Source organism: Variovorax sp. PBL-H6 (assembly GCF_901827155.1).
Taxonomy (GTDB): Bacteria; Pseudomonadota; Gammaproteobacteria; order Burkholderiales; family Burkholderiaceae_C; genus Variovorax.
The window spans coordinates 2,466,735-2,486,117 of record NZ_LR594659.1 but is presented as its reverse complement, the minus strand read 5'-3'; the positions used below and the strand labels follow the sequence as shown (position 1 = coordinate 2,486,117).

The following is a 19,383-nucleotide window of genomic DNA, read 5'->3' as shown; positions in this document are numbered from 1 at the left end:
TGACGGGCGCCAGGCAGGGGATGCCTACGACCGGTTTCGCTTCATCGTTTTTTGGCACCTACCAGCGCACCTTGATGCCGACGGACCCGCTCAAGGAGCTCTGCACGCGCGTCGCCCCGCCCGAATTCCACTGCTTGCCCACTTCGCCATAGAGGCTGGTCGTCTCGCTCAGCCCCAGCGTGAACCCCGCGGCGAATTCGGTGGAGGTACTGCCCCTGCTGCTCTCGATGGCGGTGCTGGCCGCCGGGTTGATGAAGCGAGTGACATCGTTGCCGCCCGAGGCGCGATACAGGTTCACCCGCGCATAGGGCTGCAGCCGGCCAGCACTGGTGGCGATGTCGCCCTTCACGCGCACGCCCACGCGGGCAAGCCAGGTGCCATCGCGCGCCTGGTGCACGCGTGCGCCGGCGATGTCTACGTCGTCGAGGTCCAGGCGCTGGTGCACCAGTTGCACCTGCGGCTGGATCTGCCAGCCCTCGCCGAGCGAGAAGGACTGGCCGAGCTCCAGCGAGGCGCTCAGGCTGCTGGCCTTGCCTTTGGTCCGCAGAGTGGCCTGGGGCTTGACCTCGTAGCGGTGACGCCCCGCCTGCAGCACGCCGTCGACGTAGAAGCCGCTGGTATCGGTGTAGGTGGCGTAGCCACCCAGGTACTGGCTGCGCAGGTCGTTGCTGCCGACGGCGAGGTTGGCGATGCCGCGCGCGAACCCCTTCACCTCCATGTCGCCGTCGAGCTGGCCGACGTAGAGGCCGGCGTGCCAGTTGGCATTGCTCCAGAGGTCGGTGCCGGCTTGCAGGCCACTCAGGCGCCCTTCGCTTTGCGGGCTGACGGTCCCGCCTTGCTGGATGTTCAGGCCGGTGCTGAGGACGCGGCCCCAGGCGCGGCGTTCGCCGGTGGCCGAGGCAGCGGTGGTCTGTGCGCCGGCAGCCGAGCGCACGTCGTCGTCGCCGAGGCGCTGGTGCAGGTTGCCGAGCATGGCCAGGTTGCCCTGGCGCAGTTGCTCCGGCAGTGCTGCGAAGAGGGGCACTTCGGATCGATAGGTGGGGACCTGGATTGCCGTGAGCTGTGGAGTCGGCACGGTCTGCGAGCCGGGTGATCCTGACGAGATTTGAGAAATCAAAGAGATCAGCGCAACAAGCGAGGTCGGTGAAATGGATGTGTCCGGTGATCCGGGCAAGCCCGTGGAGCCCGACGACCCTGGCGACCCCGGCGACCCCGGCGACCCCGGCGACCCTGGTGAACCCGGCGACCCTAGTGAACCCGGTGAGCCCGGTGAACCCGGCGAGCCAGGCGAGCCCGGCGATCCCCCGGGCAAGACTGGCCCTGCCGGGACCGTTGGCAGAGGCGGGATCACCAACAAAGTGCTGGTGGAGCGGAGATACCAGTTTTCCCCGGCACCTGTGGCGTCGGCAGGCTGCAGGCGGTATTCGTAGGCACCGGCGTCGACATGGCCACCTTGAAGCGCGAAGGCATCCCTGCTGGTCTGCGCAGTGGTCGTGGCGCCGTTGAGCGCACTGACGAGTTCGATGCCGTTGCCAGTCGTCAGCGCACCCAGCCCGCCGAAGTTCACCACCTGAACTGTGGTGCGCCCGCTGGCAGCCGCATTCGGGCCGCTGAGGATCAGCCGGTCGCTGGGACTGTTGCTGTCTCCCAGGGACGCACCCAGGCGCAGCAGGCCCGCGTTGCCCACGTAGGGACCCGTCACCGTCAGGGTGGTGCCCGGAACGGCGCCGATCAAAGACACGGTGCCCGCGTTGTCGAGGCCAGCGATCCTCTGGCTGAAGCCCGCAAGGTCGAAGGTGGCACCTGCAGCCACGCTGTGAGCGGAGCCAGGACTGAAGCTGTTGAAAGCTCCGGCACGCAAGCTGCCTTCGCTCACGTTCGTCGCGCCGGTGTAGATGTTGGCACCCGCCAGGACGAGCGTGCCGCTTCCGGTCTTGCCGAGATCCCCAGGCCCGCTGATGGCACCGGCCAGGGTGGCAGTGAAGGGCCCCGTGTCGATCGTGGGATCGACGGCGTCGGTGAAAGCGATAGGGTTCGCGAGCGTCAGGCCATCGGCAGCAAAGCGCAACGCCGTCCCCCCGTGCATGGCGAGCGGCCCCGTGCCCAGCGCATCGTTGCTGCCGAGCGCGAGTCCCCCCTGCTTGAGTTCGGTGCCGCCGCTATAGCTGTTCGCGCCCCCGAGCATCAAGGTGCCCGCGCCGGTCTTGGTCAAGCTGCCCGCGCCTGCGACCGCACCGCTCACCACGAGATCGACATCGGTTTGCAGGGTCCCGCCGCGGGTGCCGAGATGGATGCCGCGCGCGCTCGCAAACAGACCGGTGGTGTGCAGCGTCGCGCCGTCGAGGGTCAGCGAACCTGACGCTGCCCCCAGGTTCTCGTCTGCCGAAGCCGACAGCACGCCCCCCGTTGCCGTTGTACCGCCTGTGTATGTGTTGGCCCCTGCAAGGGTGAGGGTGCCGGTGCCGCTCTTGACCAGCGATCCGCCAACCCCGTCGATCACACCACTCACGACGGTGGACAGGTTGTTGCTGCCTACGGTGAGCTCGTTGGCGCCGAGTGCGTATCGGCCCGCGCCCTCGATCGAGCCGGCCGAGAGCTTTCCATCCCCGGCGAGCCCGCCGCTCGCGGAAAAATCGACCACGCCCCCTGCCGCGTTGACGAAACGGGCCTGCCCTGCGGCGCTTCGATCATGGAAGCGAGTGGTTCCGTTCGCGGCGGTGGCGATCACCGCGTCGCCGGCTGTCGCGGTGTCAAAGAAGTCGGCGGTCGAGTTGTTGCTGATGGCCGCCCGGCCAGCGGAGCCTGCGCCGCGGAAGTTCAGTGCGGCGTTGTTCTGGATGGCCGTCACGGCGCCCATGTCGGCACTGGCGATATCGAGGGTCGCGTTGTTGAGGATCGCCCCCGCCAGCGTTCCGCCGGCTTCGAGCCTCAGGGTGCCGGCGCTGTTGGTGGTGCCCCCGGCGTAATTGTTGGCGCCCGACAGCACCAGCGTGCCCGCGCCTTCCTTCGTCAACGCACCGCTTCCCGTGAGCGCCTGGCCGACCCGGAATGTGGCGTCGCCCTGGACGATGTCGAAGCCCCCTCCGTTGGCGCCCCAGTCGATCGTGCGGGAGGTGGACCCGAACGCCGTTCCGGTCACTTGCAGCATGCCGCCGTCGAACGCGAGCGCGCCGGACGCAACGCCAAGGTTGGCATCGCTCGAAACCGACAGCTTGCCGGCCGAAAGCGTGGTGCCACCGCCATACGTATTGGTGCCTGTGACGGTCAAGGTCCCGGCACCGGTCTTGGTGAATGCGCCGCTGCCCGAAACCGTGTTGGCAAATGTGGCATCGCCCGGTTGATCGATCAGCAACGCGGCGTTGTCAGCGATCCCGCCGCTGCCGAAGCTGGTGGCGCTGCCGGCGAGGATGCCGGCGCTGATGGTGGTGCCGCCCCGGTAGGTGTTGACGCCCGTGAGCGTCAGCTTGCCGGCACCGCTCTTGGTCAATGTGCCGTTGCCGGAGATCGTATTGACGAGGGTGCCGTCAACCGGCTGCTGGACCACCAACGCAGCGTCGTTGGCGATCGCGCCACTGCCGAAACTGGTGGCGCTGCCCACCAGGATTCCATTGCTGATGGTCGTGCCACCCGAGTAGGTGTTGACGCCGGAGAGTGTCAGCTGGCGGACACCCGTCTGCCTCAATCCGCCTTCGCCGCTGATGACGCCGCTCGCCGTGACGAAGTTGTTGATCTGGAATGTGCCGCCGCCCGCGCGCAGATCGATGTTGCGCCCCATCGTGAAGGAACCGCCGCTGCGCAGGGTGCCGCCGTCGAAGGTCAGGCTGCCGGACGCCGCGCCGAGGTTGTTGTCTGCGGAGACCACCAGCACGCCTCCCGCCAGGGTGGTGCCGCCGGAGTAGGTGTTGGCGCCCGAGAGCACCAGCGTGCCGGCTCCTTTCTTCGTCAAGCCACCGGCGCCCGTGAGTACCTGCCCGACATTGAAGGCCCCGAAAAACGGGACGATGTCGAAGCCTCCTCCGTTCGCGCTCATCTGAATGGTGCGAGCGGTCGATCGGAATGCGGCGTCGGTGACTTGAAGAATTCCGCCATTGAACGCGAGGGCGCCGGAAGCGGCTCCGAGATTCGCATCGGACGCCACCGACAGTTCGCCGCCGGAAATCGTGGTGCCGCCGCTGTAGGTGTTGGTGCCGGCGAGCGTCAGCGTGCCCTGACCGGTCTTGATCAAGCCACCAGTTCCTGCCACGACGCCGGTGGCTCTCAGGTCGGCATCGGTCTGGAAGCTGCCGCCGGCGACTCCCAGGTTGATGGCGCGCGCCGTTGTGAAGGCTGCGGTGTTCTGCAGCGTGCCACCGTCGAGGGTCAGCACGGACGAAGCCTGGCCGAGATTCTGGTCCGCGGAGATCGACAGTGCGCCTCCATTGACGCTGGTGCCGCCGCTGTAGGTATTGGCGCCCGACAGGACCAGCCGTCCGGCGCCGCGCTTGTCGAGGCCGATGGTGCCGGTGCCGCCGGAGCCGTTCTGGTCGGCGATCGTGTCGGTCACGGTCTGCGTGTTGCCGGCAGCGGGCACAAAGGCCATCGTGCTGCCCGCGCCCTGCATGAAGATGCCGGCGCCGAAGGCCGAGCCGGCTTGCGCAACACCGCCGCCGCTCTCGCCGGCAGAGACGCCGTTGCCGCGCACCTCGGTATTGCCGCCCAAGGTGAGCGAGCCGCCATCCATGACGAAGATGGCGCCGCCCATGCCCGCACCGCCTCCGCCCGCGATGCCGAACGTGCCGATGCCCCCATTGCCACCGCCGAAGCCCCCGACCGCCGCGTCAAGACCGTTGCCGCCGCCCCCTCCACCGCCGAAGCCGCCGCGTCCTGCCCGGCTGTAGCCGCCACCGCCGCCACCACCGAACCCTCCGTTGCCTCCATCGCTGAAATTGCCGCCAGCGCCGCTGCCACCGCCGCCGCCGCCGAGCCCGCCATTTCCGCCGGAAGCCTCGTCGCGCCCGCCCCCTGCGCCGCCACTGTACAAACCGCCGTTGTTGCCATTGACGCCGGTGCCGGTGCCGCCCGCGGGGCCGCCGCCTTTGCCGCCGATGCTGCCCCCGATCGGACTCGGCAGCCCGGGGTCGAACAAGCCACCGCCACCGTCGCCGCCACCTGCGCCATAGTCGGGAGTGCCGCTGCTGCCATCGCCGCCCATTCCACCGCCGCCGGCTCTGCCGCCTCCGTTGAACACCCTGCTCCCGCCATTGCCACCCGCGGCACGGTTGTCGATGACGACCACGTCGTTCAGGTTGGCCCCCGCCCCACCGGCCACGAACACCGCACCACCAGCGCCCATGCCGCCACCGCCTGGAAAGGATTCCGTTCCGCCCTGACCGCCCTGCGCCAGCAAGTGCTGCATCGTCAAGCGATCGACCGTGGTGGTTCCCGCGCCGATGAAGAAGCCCCGGAACTGCCCCGCGCCATCGAGGCTGTGCCCGTTGCCGTTGATCGTCACGCTTCGCCCAATCACCGGCAACTGCGCGTCCAGGATGATGGATGCCGAGAGATCGATGACCGTATCGTTGCCCGCGATACAGGCAGCCAGTTGGGCCGTGCTGGCTGCCGTACACGCCTGGGCTTCAGGCATGACGACGCAGCACAGGGCGGCCATCAGTGCGCCAGCCCTCCCGATGCGCGAAGCGCCGCGCTTGCCTCGCGCACGCGCGTTCTCGGGAGCAGCCACCCAGGCACCCAGCGCGGGGTTCCAAAGGCTGCGATGTGTTTTGTTCATACGGGCTCCTGGGTGTTTCAGGGACCCGCGTACAAAGACGTACAGGGCGGGCGTTACCGCCCGGCAGAGGCCATCGTCTCCCACGCACACGCCGGAGGCTCAGACCGCTGCTCGTAAGACCCGAAGATCGGCGACGGTCGAATGCTAGAAATGCTCGCCTGCGCGATCAGGCAAATGCGACAAAAAGCGAGAATTCATTCGCGCCCGGTCGGCCCCTCGGAGCACCGGCGCGCGAAGACGGCGAAGCGCGAAGACCGCTATGCGTGCGTTGCCAGGCGCGTGCGCAGCGCCCTGACCGCGCTGTCGACCGTGGTCAGCACCGGCAGGCCCGAGGCCGCCTCGCAAGCTGCGCGGGCACGCGCCATGCTGAACTGGGCAAGCGCGATGCGAGTGCAGCCCTGATCACGCAGCGTACGGGCTTGCGCCGCGATGCGTTCGTCGTGCGTGTGGGTGTCGCCCGCATTGAGCGCATCGAGCGCACCTTCGGCCAGCGCGAGAGCGAGGTGGACGCCGGCCGGGAATTCCGGCGGCATGGATTCGAGCGTCGGCCTGAAGGTGGCAATCAGCCCGAGCTTGCCAGTTGCAGCCCCGGCCGCCGCCTCCGCGATCATCGCCTCGTTGGGCTTGAGCACCGGGATCCCTGCATACCGCTGCGCCACCGCCTCGATGCACGGCCCGAACGCAGAGCAGGTGAACAGAATTCCCTGCGCGCCGGTGTCGACCGCATACTGCGCCAGCCGCTGGAAGCGCTCGTGCATCCCCGTGTCCAGCCCTCGCCCTTCGCGCGCCAGGTCGGCGGAGAGGCTGTCGTCGAGCAGGTTCATCCTCAGCGCCTCGGGCCAGTCGCGCTCGAAGGCGGCGTTGATGGGTGGCACCGAATGGGCGAGCGCGTGAATCAGGGCGATACGGATCATCGAGAATTCTAAGATGCCTTTGGACGACGGATGGCGAAGCCCTCTTTCGTCTCGGCGTTGAGCGCGGTCCACCAGCGCCTTCATCGCGGGGTCATCGTTCCGGAGCAGCAGTCGCCCTTGTCGCTGCTGCGGACGAGACCCTGCCAGCCCCCTCCCAACGCCTGGATCAATCCCACTGCCGCGCTCTGACGGCTCACCTGCAACTGCAGCACCGCGCGCCGCGCATTGAGCGCCGAGACCTGCGCCGTCACCACCTCGGTATAGCTCACCTGCCCCTGTCGGTAGCGATTGAGGAACTGCTGCTCGCTGCGATCCGCCGCCGCCGAGGCCTCGCGCCGCAGGCCTTCCTGCTGCGCAAGGCTCGCGCCCGCGGTGAGCTGGTCCTCGACGTCCTGGAAGGCGATGAGCACGGTCTGGCGATAGCGTGCAACCGCTGCCTCGTGCGCCGCCTTCGCCTGGTCGACCTGGGCGCCGATCGCGCCGGCGTCGAACACGGTCTGCGCCACCGACAGCCCCAGCGACCACAACGTGTTCGAGGCGCTGAACAGATCGCCCACCCGGCTCGCATTGCTGCTGAGCGCACCACTCAGGCTGAAGCTCGGAAAGTAGGCCGCGCGCGCGATGCCGATCTGCGCGTTGGCCGCCGCCACCGCGCGCTCGGAGGCGGCGATGTCGGGCCGGCGCTGCAGCAGCGTCGATGGCACGCCCGTGGGAATGCCGGGCACCGTGGGCGTCCAGTCGGCCGCGACCAAGCTGAACTCGGCGGGCGCGGCGCCGACCAGCACGGCGATCGCGTGCTCCAGCGTGTCGCGGCTGCGCTTCAGTGCCACGCGCTCGGCCTGCGTGTTGACGTAAAGCGTCTGCGCCTGCAGCACGTCGGTCTGGGCCGCGATGCCGGCGTTGTAGCGGTTGCGCGCGATCTCCAGGCTGCGCTGGTAGCCCTCCAGCGTGACCTCCAGCAGCCGCAGCTCGGCATCGGCCTCGCGCAGCGAGAAGTAGTTGCTTGCGAGCTCGCCGATCGCCGACAGGCGCGCAGAGGCCAGGTCGGCCTCGCTGGCCTCTGCGCTGGCCTGTGCGCCACTCACTGCCTGGCGCAGGCGGCCCCAGACATCGGGCGCCCAGTCAGCCCGCAGCGACGCGCTGGTGGTGGTACTGGGCGAGCTGTTGCGAGCGCCGGAGCGGTTCGCACTGCCGCCGGCGGAGAGCGAGGGGAACAGCGCGGCGCGCTGCTCGCGCACCACCGCCTGGGCCTGCGTGTAGTTGGCCACGGCAGCGGCGATGTTCTGGTTGGACACTTGCACGCGGGCGGCCAGCTTGTCGAGCACCGGGTCGCCGAAGAGCTTCCACCATTCGCCGCGGTCCAGGGCATCGGCGGGAGCGGCGGGGAGCCAGCCTGTAGCGGCGGGGGCTTCCTTCCAGGACGCGGGCAAGGCGGTGGAAGGCTGCTCGTAGGTCGGGCCGATGGCGCAGGCGCTGAGCGCGAGAGCCATCGAGACCGCGGCAGCGCAGCGCAGCGGCCGGGGCCGGGGCCGGGGCCGGTAAAGAGTTGCGTTCGGGGCGTTCATGTTCGTTGTGGTTGCATCAACCGCCGCTGTCCTCAGCCGGCTCCTCTGCCAGAGGGAGAAGAGGGAAGGGAGGCACCGGGCACCAGCGAAGGGTCGGTCGCCGCGCGGCTCAGGTACTTCTCGTTGGCAGGCCGGCGGCGCAGCTTGTCGAGCAGCACGTAGACCACCGGCGTGGTCAGCAGCGTCAGCAGCTGGCTCGCGATCAGGCCGCCGATGATGGCCACGCCCAGCGGCTGGCGCAGCTCGGCACCTTCGCCGAAACCGACCGCCAGCGGCAGGGCACCCAGCGCCGCGGCCAGCGTCGTCATCAGGATCGGGCGGAAGCGCAGCAGGCAGGCCTCGCGCACGGCCTCCACCGCATTCAGCCCGCCGGCGCGCTCCGCCTCGAGCGCGAAGTCGATGATCAGGATCGCGTTCTTCTTGACGATGCCGATCAGCAGGAACACGCCGATCAGGGCGATGATCGAGAACTCCATTCGGAACAGCAGCAGCGCCAGCACCGCGCCCACGCCCGCCGAGGGCAGCGTGGTCAGCACGGTGATCGGATGCACCAGGCTTTCATACAGCACGCCCAGCACGATGTAGATCACCACCAGCGCCGCGAAGATCAGGAACAGCTGCTGCGCCTGGGATTGCTGCGCCGCCAATGCCGTCCCTTGAAAGCTGCCGCGCACGTTGACCGGCATCGCGATGTCGGCCTCGGCCTGGGACACGATGCGCTTCGCATCCGCCAGGCTCACGCCCTCGGCCAGGCTGAACGAGACGGTGCTCGCGAGCTCGGTGTCCTGGTGGTCGATGGAGCTCGGCACGGCGCGCTCGCTGAGCTTGGCGAAGGCCGCGAGCGGCACCATCGGCGTGGTGCTGGTCGCGATCTGCTGGCCGGCGGACGAGGTGCGCGAAGCCGGGTTGGCCGAAGTGACGGTCGAGGTGCCGGTCGCCGCGTCGGTCCTGGCCTGCAGCGTGCTGACGCTGGTCGCGCCGCTCGCGCTGGTGACGGCATTGAGCGTCGAGGGCACGTAGAGGTCCTTCAGCGCGATAGGCGCGCGCTGGAAACGCGGCGCCCACTCCATGATCACCGAATACTGGTTGAGCTCGTCGTAGATGGTGGCAACCGAGCGCTGCCCGTAGGCGTTGTAGAGGGCACTGTCGACCGCGCTCGAGGTCACGCCCAGCCGCGCCGCGGCATCGCGGTCCACTTCGACGAAGGTCTCGACGCCATTGGCGGCGTCGTCGCTGTCGATGTCCGTGAGCGCGGTCTCCTGGCGCAGCCGTTCGGCGAGCCTGCCGGTCCACTTGCGCAGGTCCTGCAGGTTGTCGCTCTTGAGCGTGTACTGGTAGCTGGAGTTGCTGGAGCGCCCGCCCATGCGCAGGTCCTGCACCGGAAACAGGAACACGCGCAGGCCGGCGAGCTGGCTCAGCTGCGGGCGCAGGCGGTCGATGACCGCTTGCGTCTTCTCGGTGCGCTGCCCCAGCGGCTTCAGGTTGACGAACATGAAGCCTCCGCCCGCGCGGCCTCCGCCGGAGAAGCCGACCACGGTCGCGACTGCCGGGTCCTTGCGAATGATGTCCACCGCCTGGCGCAGCTTGTCGGCAACCGCCGCCGAAGAAATGCTCTGGTCGGCCCGGATGCCGGCGTTGAGCTGGCCGTCGTCCTGCTGCGGAAAGTAGCCCTTGGGAATGGCGTTGAAGAGGTAGACGTTGAGGCCGATCACTGCCAGCAGCACCACCATCACCACGCCCTTGCTGGCCAGCGCCCAGTCCAGGCTTTGGGCGTAGGTGCGCAAGGTCCAGTTCCAGGCGCGCTCGAAGCCTCTGCCCAGCCAGCTCAGAAGGCGCCCGCGCTTCTTTCTGGGCTCCTCCGCTTCGCTGCGCAGCAGCATGGCGCACAGCATGGGCGTGGTGGTCAGCGAGATCACCAGCGAGATCAGCACCGACGCAGATAGCGTGACGGCGAACTCGCGAAACAGCCGCCCCACCTGCCCGCCCATGAACAGCAGCGGGATGAACACCGCCACCAGCGAAAGGCTGATCGACAGCACGGTGAAGCCCACCTCGCGCGCGCCGCGCAGCGCCGCCTCCATGCGCTTCATGCCGGCCTCGACATGGCGCGCGGTGTTCTCCAGCACCACGATGGCGTCGTCCACCACGAAGCCGGTGGCCACCGTGAGCGCCATCAGGCTCAGGTTGTTGAGGCTGAAGCCCAGCAGGTGCATCACGCCGAAAGTGCCCAGCAGCGAGACCACCGTCGCCACCGCCGGGATGATGGTGGCGCGCGCCTTGCGCAGGAACAGGCCTACGACCAGCACCACCAGCACGATCGAGATCATCAGCGTGGTCTCGATCTCGCGCAGCGACGCGCGGATGGAATTGGTGCGGTCCGAGGCGATCTGGATATCGATGTCCTGCGGCAGTTGCGCGCGCAGCTCGGGCATCAGGTCGCGGATGCCGTCCACGGTGTCGATGATGTTGGCGCCTGGCTCCTGCGTGACCAGTATCACCACCGCCGGCTCGCCGTTGAACAGGCCCAGCGTGCGGGTGTTCTCGACGCTGTCGATGACGCGCGCCACATCGCCGAGGCGCACGGCGGCGTTGTTGCGCCAGGCTATGACCAGATCGCGGTAGTCGGCGGCGCGGCGGCCCGGCGCGGGGGTGTAGATCTGCAGCCGGCGATCGCCGCTCTCGATCGCGCCCTTGGGCCGGTTCGCGTTGTTGGCCTGGATCGCGGCGCGCACGTCCTCCGTACTGATGCCCATGCGGTTGAGCGAAAAGGGCTCCAGCTCTACACGCACCGCCGGAAGCGAGCCACCGCCGATCTCGACCTCGCCCACGCCCTCGACCTGCGACAGGCGCTGGCTCACGATGTTGGACACCGCCTCGTAGATCTGGCCGGGCGTGCGCGTCCTGGAGGTGAGCGCGAGGATCATGACCGGCGCCGAGGCCGGGTTGCGCTTTCGGTAGGTGGGATTGCTGCGCAGCGTGGCCGGCAAGTCTGCACGCGCCGCGTTGATGGCGGCCTGCACCTCGCGCGCGGCGCTGTCGATGTTGCGGCTGAGGTCGAACTGCAGCGAGATGCGCGCCGAGCCGTTGGAGCTGGTCGAGGTCAGCTCGTTGACGCCGGGAATGATGCCCAGCCTGCGCTCCAGCGGCGTGGCCACGCTCGAGGCCATGGTGTCGGGGCTGGCGCCGGCCAGGCTCGCCTGGACCGAGATGGTGGGGTAGTCGACCTGGGGCAGCGGCGAGACCGGCAGGACGAAGAAGGCAACGATGCCGGCCAGGGCGATGCCGATGGTCAGGAGGACTGTCGCGATGGGGCGTTCGACGAAGGGACGGGAGAGGTTCATCTATGGCTCTCTTCGCGGTCCTGCTCCCTGTCGCCCTGGGAGAGGGTGAGGGTACGCGTCCTGTCGATGTCGTACGTTGCTGTTGGTTTGAGGCTGGCTCCAGCCTCGGAACCAGCGCAACGCACCAACCGAAGTAGCCGTGCAAATCGAAGGCAAGCTGCCCCAGCCCTCTCCAAGCGGGAGAGGGAACGAGAGCAACACCTCAGCCGTGCGCAGCGTCACGCTTCCCCCCGAACCTGCGCCCCATCCGATCAAACGCCAGATAGATCACCGGCGTCGTGAACAAGGTCAGCACCTGGCTCACGACCAGGCCACCAAAGATCGCCAGGCCCAGCGGCCGCCGCAACTCCGCCCCCTCGCCCCACCCCAACATCAACGGCAGCGCCGCAAACAGCGCAGCCAGCGTCGTCATCAGAATCGGCCGGAAGCGCAGCAGCGCCGCCTGGTGGATCGCCTCCCGTGGTGACTTCCCTTCGTGCCGCTCGGCGTCGATCGCGAAGTCGATCATCATGATCGCGTTCTTCTTCACGATGCCGATCAGCAGGATGATGCCGATGATGCCGATCACCCCCAGGTCGTTGCCCGTCACCATCAGCGCCAGCAGCGCGCCCACGCCGGCGGAGGGCAGCGTCGACAAGATGGTCAGCGGATGGATGTAGCTCTCGTAGAGCACACCCAGCACGATGTACACGCACACCACCGCGGCAAGAATCAACCAGAGCTGGTTGGTGAGCGACCTCTCGTAGGCGCCTGCCGCGCCCAGGAAGTTCAGCCGCACGCTCGCCGGCAAGCCGATCTCCTTGGCTGCCTCGCGGATCGCCGAGACCGACTTGCCCAGCGCGACCCCCGGCGCGGTGTCGAAGCCCACCGTCGCGGCCGGGTACTGCGCCACGCGCGTGATCGACAGCGGCGCGAGCTGCTCGCGCACGGTGGCCAGCGAGGCCAGCGGCGTCGGCGTGCCGGCGCCGGTGCGCAGCTGCAGGTTGCCCAGCCCCTGCGGTGACGCGAGCCCCTCGCGCTGCGCCTCCAGGATCACGCGGTACTGGTTGGTCTCGGTGAAGATGGTCGAGACGATGCGCTGGCCAAAGGCGCTGTAGAGCGCATCGTCGACCGAGCTGGCCGTGACCGACAGCCGCGAGGCGGTGTTGCGGTCGATGTCGACGTAAGCGGCCAGGCCCTGCGCACCCGCGTCGGTGGTCGCGTTGCGGACCTGCGGCGTGTCGCGCAGCCGCTCGACCAGCTTCTTCGCCCAACCATTCACGACCGTGGTGTCCACGCCTTCGAGTGCAACGCGGAACTCGGTCGGGCCGGTCTCGGCGTCGATCGTCAGGTCTTGCGTGGGCTGCAGATAGAGCGTCACGCCAGCCATCGTGTTCACGCGCTCGCGCAGGCGCTGCATCACGGCCGCCTGGTCGTCGCGGGCCGAGCGCAGGTTGATCAGCATGCGCCCGGTGTTGAGCGCCGTGTTGTTGGCTGCATCCACACCCACCACCGAGCTGAGGCTGCGCACATCGGGATCGGCCAGGATGGCCGCGGCCGCGGCCTTCTGCAACTCGGCCATGCGCGCATAGGACACATCCTGCGCCGCCTCGATGCGCGCCTGCAGCTGCCCGGTGTCCTGCGTGGGGAACAGGCCCTTCGGAATGGCGATGTAGAGCAGCACCGTCAACGCCAATGTCAGCGCCGCCACCACGAGCGTCAGCGGCTGGTGGCGCAGCACCCATTGCAGCCAGGTGTCGTAGCGTGCGATCACGCGCTCGAAGAAGTGCTGCACGCGCGCACCGAAGCGGCCGCCCTCCTCGGCCTGCGGCTTGAGCCGCTGGGCCGCTCCCGAGGCGAAAACCGAAGCCGAAGGCGAAGGTAATCCAGTGAGCCAGCGCGCCGACATCATCGGCACGAGCGTGAGCGAGACCACGGCCGAGATCAGGATGGTGATCGCCAGCGTGACCGCGAACTCGCGGAACAGCCGACCCACCACGTCGCCCATGAAGAGCAGCGGAATGAGGACCGCGACCAGCGACACCGTCAGCGAGATGATGGTGAAGCCGATCTGCGTCGCGCCCTTGAGCGCGGCCGCAAACGGCGGCTCGCCCTCCTCCAGGTAGCGCGCGATGTTCTCGATCATGACGATGGCGTCGTCCACCACGAAGCCGGTGGCGATGGTCAGCGCCATCAGGCTCAGGTTGTTGAGGCTGTAGCCCAGCAGGTACATGAGGCCCAGCGTGCCGATCAGCGAGATCGGCACCGCGATGCTGGCGATGACCGTGGCCCGCACGCTGTGCAGGAACAGGAAGATCACCAGCACGACCAGCACCACGGCCAAGGCGAGCTCGAGCTGCACGTGATGGACCGAGGCGCGGATGCCGGTGGTGCGGTCGCTCAGCACCTCGACCTTGAGCGCGCCGGGCAGCGCAGCCTCGAGCTCGGGCAGTTGCTTCCTGATGGCGTCGACGGTGCCGATCACGTTGGCGCCGGGCTGGCGCTGCACGTTGAGGATGATCGCGGGGTAGATCCCGGCGTCCGGGGTGGCGGCCGCGTCCTGCTTGTCCTTCGATTCCGCGCGCGCGGCCGCCCAGGCACCGAGTTGCGTGTTTTCGGCGCCATCGACCACGCGAGCGACATCGCTCATGCGCACCGGCGCGCCATTTTTCCAGGCGACGATCAGGTTCTTGTAGTCGGCCGCGGCGACCAGCTGGTCGTTGGCGTTGATGGTGTAGGCGCGCTGCGGCCCGTCGAAGCTGCCCTTGGCGCTGTTGGCATTGGCCGCGGCAATGGCGGTGCGCAGCGTGTCCAGCCCGATGCCCACCGAGGCCAGCGCATTGGTGTCGGCCTGGATGCGCACCGCCGGGCGCTGCCCGCCCGACAGCGAGACCAGGCCCACGCCGGCCACCTGGCTGATCTTCTGCGCGAGGCGGGTGTTGACGAGGTTCTGCACCTCGGTCAGCGGCATGGTGCTGGAGCTCACGGCGAGCGTCAGGATGGGCGCGTCCGCCGGATTGACCTTGGCATAGACCGGCGGCGCCGGCAGGTCGGCCGGCAGCAGCGAACCGCCGGCGTTGATCGCGGCCTGCACCTGCTGCTCGGCCACGTCGAGCGTCTGGTCGAGCGCGAACTGCAGGGTGACGATGGACACGCCGTTCGAGCTCACCGAGCTCATGCGGTCCAGCCCCGCCATTTGCCCGAACTGGCGCTCCAGCGGTGCAGTGACGGTGCGGCTCATCACCTCGGGGCTGGCGCCGGGGTAAAGGGTCTGCACCTGGATGGTCGGGTAGTCCACCTGCGGCAGAGCGGCCAAGGGCAGGAAGCGGAAGCCCACGAGGCCCGCGAGCACGATGGCGAGCATCAGCAGGCCGGTCGCCACCGGCCGCTCAATGAAGGGGCGCGACGGGCTCATCAGCACCCTCTCACTGCGGCGGCGCCCGGCGCCGTCCCTCGCCGCGCGCGCCCCGCGGACCGGAGGCGCCCGGGCGTGGACCAGCTGCCGGCTTGTCCCCTTGCAGCACCACCTGCGCGCCCTCCTTCAGGCGGTCGCCGCCTTCGGTCACCACCTTCTCGCCGGCCGCCAAGCCCTCGCTGATCGCCGCCAGCTCGACGGTCGACTCGCCCCGCTTGACCGTCCGCATGGAGACGGTGCGGTCCTCGTTGATCACGTAGACATAGCTCCCCGTCGGTCCCGTGCGCACCGCGGTCACCGGCACCACGACCGCGTCGATCGTGCGCAGGGTCATCTGCACATTGACGAACTGGTTGGGAAACAGCGTCGTCTGGGCATTGCCGAAGCGGGCCTTCCCCTTGACGGTGCCGGTGCTGGTGTCCACGACGTTGTCCAGCGTGGAGAAAGTGCCGGTGTCCAGCGTGGTGCTGCGCGTGCGGTCCATCGCCTTGACCGGCAGCGCCAAGCCCTTGGCGAGCTGCGCCTGGATGTCCGGCAGGCGGTCCTGCGGCACGGCGAACTGCACGTCGATGGGGTTCATCTGCGTGATCACCGCGATCCCGGTGCTCGCGTTCGCCGTCACCGTGTTGCCGGGATCGACCGTGCGCAGGCCGATGCGCCCGGCCACCGGCGCCGTGATGCGCGTGTATTCGACGTTGAGCCTGGCCGCGGCCTCCGAGGCGCGATCGGTGGTCACCGTGCCTTCGAGCTGCTTGACCAGCGCGGCCTGGGTGTCGACATCCTGGCGCGCGATGGAATCCTGCGTCAGCAGCGTGCGGTAGCGCGCCAGCGTCACGCGCGCGGCCTCCAGCTGCGCCTCGTCGCGCACGCGCGTGCCCTGGGCCTGCATCAGCGCCTGCTCGTAGGGCCGCGGATCGATGCGGGCCAGCAACTGGCCCTTGGTGACCGACTGGCCCTCGGTGAAGAGCACCTCGGTGAGCACGCCCCCGACCTGCGGCTTCAGGGTGATGGTCGCCAGCGGCGTCACGGTCCCGAGCGCATCGATGGTCACCGGCAGTTCGGCCCGGCGCGCGACCGCATGGCCGACGGTCGAGCCCGGCGCCCCGAAGCTGCCACGGCCGGCAGCCGGCTCGCCCGAGCGCTTGATCAGGTACCAGGCCACCCCACCGAGGACCACCACGAGCAGCAGCGCGACCAGGCTGCCCAGCCAGCGCCTTCGTCGCGAAGGCGGCCGCGGCGCAGGCGGTTCGGCGAGGGGGGCGGTGGCAGGGGGCTCTGGGATGGGAGAAGGCATCGGCAACGGGGCGGTTCGCAAGCAGCCCTTAGTGGAGCGTCGAATCGTAGCGCCCAGTTCCTACCAACCGTAAAGCCACGGTAAAGCCGGCGTTGCGCAGTGCGTCCGGCGACATCGGATTGCAACTCGCGCCGGTCCGCTGCAGTTCGTCGCAAGGGCATGGAAGGCGCGCGGGGCGGCCGGCACAGTCCACCCCATCGACGCTTCCATAACCCTTCAAGGAGAAAACACCATGATGATGCTGACCCAGATCCTTTCCCACACGCCCCGCTGGGTGTTCCTGCTCTTCGCCCTGCTCGTGTGGCTGGGCCTCAAGCAACTCTTCGCCAGCAGCGTGAGCCTGGTCCGGGTGACGCTGCTGCCCGTCGCAATGGTCGGGCTGTCCTTCTACGGGATGCTCTCGGCCTTCGGCGATTCGCCCGTCGCCCTGCTGGGATGGGCCGGCGCAGTCACCGTGCTGCTGCTGACCGTGCAGCGCTGGCCGCTGCCCGCCGCCACGCGGTACGACGCGGCGACCCGCACCTTCCACCTGCCCGGCACTGCCGCGCCGCTGGCGCTGATGATGGGCATCTTCTTCACCAAGTACGCGGTGGGCGTGCTGCTGGCGATGCATCCGGAGGTGGCGCACCATACCGGCTTCGCGCTGGGCATCGGCACCCTGTACGGCGCCTTCAGCGGCATCTTCGCCGCACGGGCGCTGCGCCTGTGGAAGCTGGCGATTCGCGAGGACCGCGGCGCCCTGCCCGTGGCCGGCGCCTGACCGATACGAGTGCGCCTTCTTTCCGTCCGTTCGCCCTCTTCTTCCGCAAGAATCCCTGTTCCATTGGAGACCCACATGACCGACGACCTTCATCCCTCCACGGACCGCCTCGATCGCCTCGCCCGCCGCCGCGCCGGCGCCAAGATGGGCTGGTACATCCATGCCACCGTCTACGTGCTGGTCAACCTGTTCCTCGTGATCCTGGCCAGCTCGCGCGGGCAGAACTGGGCCATGTACCCCTTGCTCGGCTGGGGCCTGGGGCTGCTGATTCACGGCGCCGTGGTGTTCTTCGTGGCGCCGGGCGGCAATTTCTACGATCGGCTGCTCGAACGGGAGCGCAAGGCGCTGCGCGACGGAGACCGCGGGTGAGCGAGACGCTGGCACGCAACTTCTCGCCGGAGAATCTCCGGCACGTGCTGCGGCACGGCATCTCGACCGCGGGCTTCTGCTGCGTCATCGCGGTCGCGCTGTCGATCTCGGGCCGTGGCGGCTGGGCGCCGCAGTTCGTCTATTCGCTCTCGATCGGGCTCATCAGCTGGCTGGTCGTCGACGTCGGCCGGCTGCTGCTCGCCGGCCGCGATGCCACGCCCTGGCCGCACGGCTGGCGCGGCGTGGCGCTGGTCGTTGCCGGCATCGTGGCCGGCTTCCTGGGCGGCAATGCGATCGGAGACGCCTGGACCGGCAAGCCCCTGCTGGAATTCCTGAGCCTCTCGCGCGACAAGCTCGCCTCCACGGCGCTGATCACGGTGGCGGCCGGCGTGGTCATCTGCTACTTCTACTACAGCCGCGGCAAGAGCAAGTTCCTCGAGGGCGAGATCGCGCTGGCCCAGCGCGACGCCGCGGATGCGCGCCTCAAGCTGCTGGAAACCCAGCTCGAGCCGCACATGCTTTTCAACACGCTGGCCAACCTGCGCGTGCTGATCGCCACCGATCCGCCGCGCGCCGTGGCCATGCTCGACCGCCTCAACAGCTACCTGCGCGTGACGCTCAGCGGCTCTCGCGCGCTTGCGCATCCGCTGGCGGCCGAGTTCCAGCGCCTCGGCGACTACCTGGAGCTGATGTCCGTGCGCATGGGCCCGCGGCTCGCCTGCCGGCTCGAGCTGCCTGACGATCTGCGCGAGGTGCCGGTGCCGCCACTGCTGCTGCAGCCGCTGGTGGAGAATGCGATCCGCCACGGACTGGAGCCGAAGGTCGAGGGCGGCGAGATCACCATCGGCGCGCGGCGCGAAGGCCGGCGGCTGGTGATCGAGGTGCGCGACACCGGCGTAGGGATCTCGGAAAGCACCAGGCCGCCTGCCCCCGACGGCGGCTTCGGCCTGTCGCAGGTGCGAGAACGCCTCGCCACGGTTTACGGGGCGGAAAGCGCCCTGCAGCTGACACCGCATCCGGCCGGCGGCACCTGCGCCACCATCATCCTCCCGTTGCCCGCATGAAGACCACCGCCCTCATCGCCGAAGACGAACCCCTGCTGGCGCAGGCCCTGCGCGCCGAGCTGGCCGCCACCTGGCCCGAGCTCGACGTGCTCGCCACCGTGGCCGATGGCCACAGCGCGGTGCGCGAGGCGTTGCGACTTCTGCCCCAGGTGCTGTTCTTGGACATCCGCATGCCGGGGCAGGACGGCCTGGCCGCCGCAGCGGAGCTGGCCGACGCCTGGCCCGCCGACGAGGCGCCGATGCCGCAGCTGGTCTTCGTGACCGCCTACGATGAATATGCCGCCCGGGCCTTCGATACGCAGGCCATCGACTATGTGCTGAAGCCGGTGCAGCCGGAGCGGCTCCGGCGCACCGTCGCGCGGCTGCGCCAGAACCTGGAGCCACCACAGCGCAATGGCTCCCCGTCCAGCGCCGAAGATGCGCTGGCGGGCACGCTGTCGCAGTGGCGCCAACTGCTGGCGGCGGCAGGTAGCGCGGCCACCCTTCCGGGGGTGGCGGGCGGCTCAGCGCCGCTCAAGCTGATCGCGGCCAGCGAAGCGGGCACTGCAGGCAGCACCGTGCGCATGGTGCCCGTCGAAGAGGTGCAGTACTTCGAGGCCGCCGACAAGTACGTGCGCGTGCTCACCGCTTCGCGCGAGTACCTGATCCGCACCCCGCTCAAGCAGTTGCTGCCGCAGCTCGACGCGGGCGTGTTCTGGCAGGTGCATCGGGCGATGGTGGTGCGCAGCGACGCGATCGAATCGGTGCACCGGGACGAGGCCGGCAAACTGCACCTTGCCTTGCGTGGCCGACCCGAGAAAATTCCGGTCAGCCGGCTTTATGCCCACCTCTTCAAGGCCATGTGAGCTCTCCGTCGAGCCCCATGAAAAAACCGGCCGCGAGGGCCGGTTCTTTCATGTGACAGCAGGCAATCGT

The 19,383-nt window shown here is 68.9% G+C and carries 10 protein-coding genes; 4 read left to right on the top strand and 6 right to left on the bottom strand.

The features are described from left to right. Positions 1 to 58: 58 nt before the first annotated feature. The 6 genes from G3W89_RS11815 to G3W89_RS11790 form a co-directional block, all read right to left on the bottom strand. On the bottom strand, positions 59 to 5,767 hold the full coding sequence (locus G3W89_RS11815; protein ID WP_162574263.1) for an autotransporter-associated beta strand repeat-containing protein: 5,709 nt from the start codon (positions 5,765 to 5,767) through the stop codon (positions 59 to 61). Between the two features lie 257 nt (positions 5,768 to 6,024). Further along, positions 6,025 to 6,681: an aspartate/glutamate racemase family protein gene (locus tag G3W89_RS11810; protein WP_162574262.1), complete on the bottom strand. Its 657-nt coding sequence runs from the start codon at positions 6,679 to 6,681 to the stop codon at positions 6,025 to 6,027. 80 nt (positions 6,682 to 6,761) lie between these two features. Next, entirely contained in the window at positions 6,762 to 8,171 is a 1,410-nt protein-coding gene (locus G3W89_RS11805; protein ID WP_232076806.1) for an efflux transporter outer membrane subunit, read from the bottom strand. Positions 8,172 to 8,278: 107 nt separating this feature from the next. Further along, positions 8,279 to 11,587, bottom strand: a complete 3,309-nt coding sequence (locus G3W89_RS11800; RefSeq protein ID WP_162574260.1) for an efflux RND transporter permease subunit — start codon at positions 11,585 to 11,587, stop codon at positions 8,279 to 8,281. Positions 11,588 to 11,789: 202 nt separating this feature from the next. Further along, positions 11,790 to 14,981, bottom strand: coding sequence for an efflux RND transporter permease subunit (locus tag G3W89_RS11795; protein WP_162574259.1), 3,192 nt, complete (start codon positions 14,979 to 14,981; stop codon positions 11,790 to 11,792). 10 nt (positions 14,982 to 14,991) lie between these two features. Then, positions 14,992 to 16,275: an efflux RND transporter periplasmic adaptor subunit gene (locus G3W89_RS11790; RefSeq protein ID WP_162574258.1), complete on the bottom strand. Its 1,284-nt coding sequence runs from the start codon at positions 16,273 to 16,275 to the stop codon at positions 14,992 to 14,994. A 232-nt stretch (positions 16,276 to 16,507) separates the two neighbouring features. Here G3W89_RS11790 and G3W89_RS11785 point away from each other — a divergent pair, with 232 nt between their 5' ends. The 4 genes from G3W89_RS11785 to G3W89_RS11770 all read left to right on the top strand — a co-directional run bounded on the left by G3W89_RS11785 (position 16,508) and on the right by G3W89_RS11770 (position 19,313). Beyond that, positions 16,508 to 17,035 carry a DUF6622 family protein gene (locus G3W89_RS11785; protein ID WP_332107441.1) on the top strand — a complete coding sequence of 176 codons (528 nt, stop codon included), beginning with the start codon at positions 16,508 to 16,510 and terminating at the stop codon, positions 17,033 to 17,035. 75 nt (positions 17,036 to 17,110) lie between these two features. Continuing rightward, on the top strand, positions 17,111 to 17,404 hold the full coding sequence (locus G3W89_RS11780; RefSeq protein WP_162574257.1) for a 2TM domain-containing protein: 294 nt from the start codon (positions 17,111 to 17,113) through the stop codon (positions 17,402 to 17,404). Further along, a complete protein-coding gene (locus G3W89_RS11775; protein ID WP_232076480.1) occupies positions 17,401 to 18,468 on the top strand; it encodes a sensor histidine kinase in 1,068 nt (355 codons plus the stop codon). Before G3W89_RS11780 ends, G3W89_RS11775 begins: the two co-directional genes overlap by 4 nt. After that, positions 18,465 to 19,313, top strand: a complete 849-nt coding sequence (locus G3W89_RS11770) for a LytR/AlgR family response regulator transcription factor (protein ID WP_162574256.1) — start codon at positions 18,465 to 18,467, stop codon at positions 19,311 to 19,313. Before G3W89_RS11775 ends, G3W89_RS11770 begins: the two co-directional genes overlap by 4 nt. Positions 19,314 to 19,383: the final 70 nt, after the last annotated feature.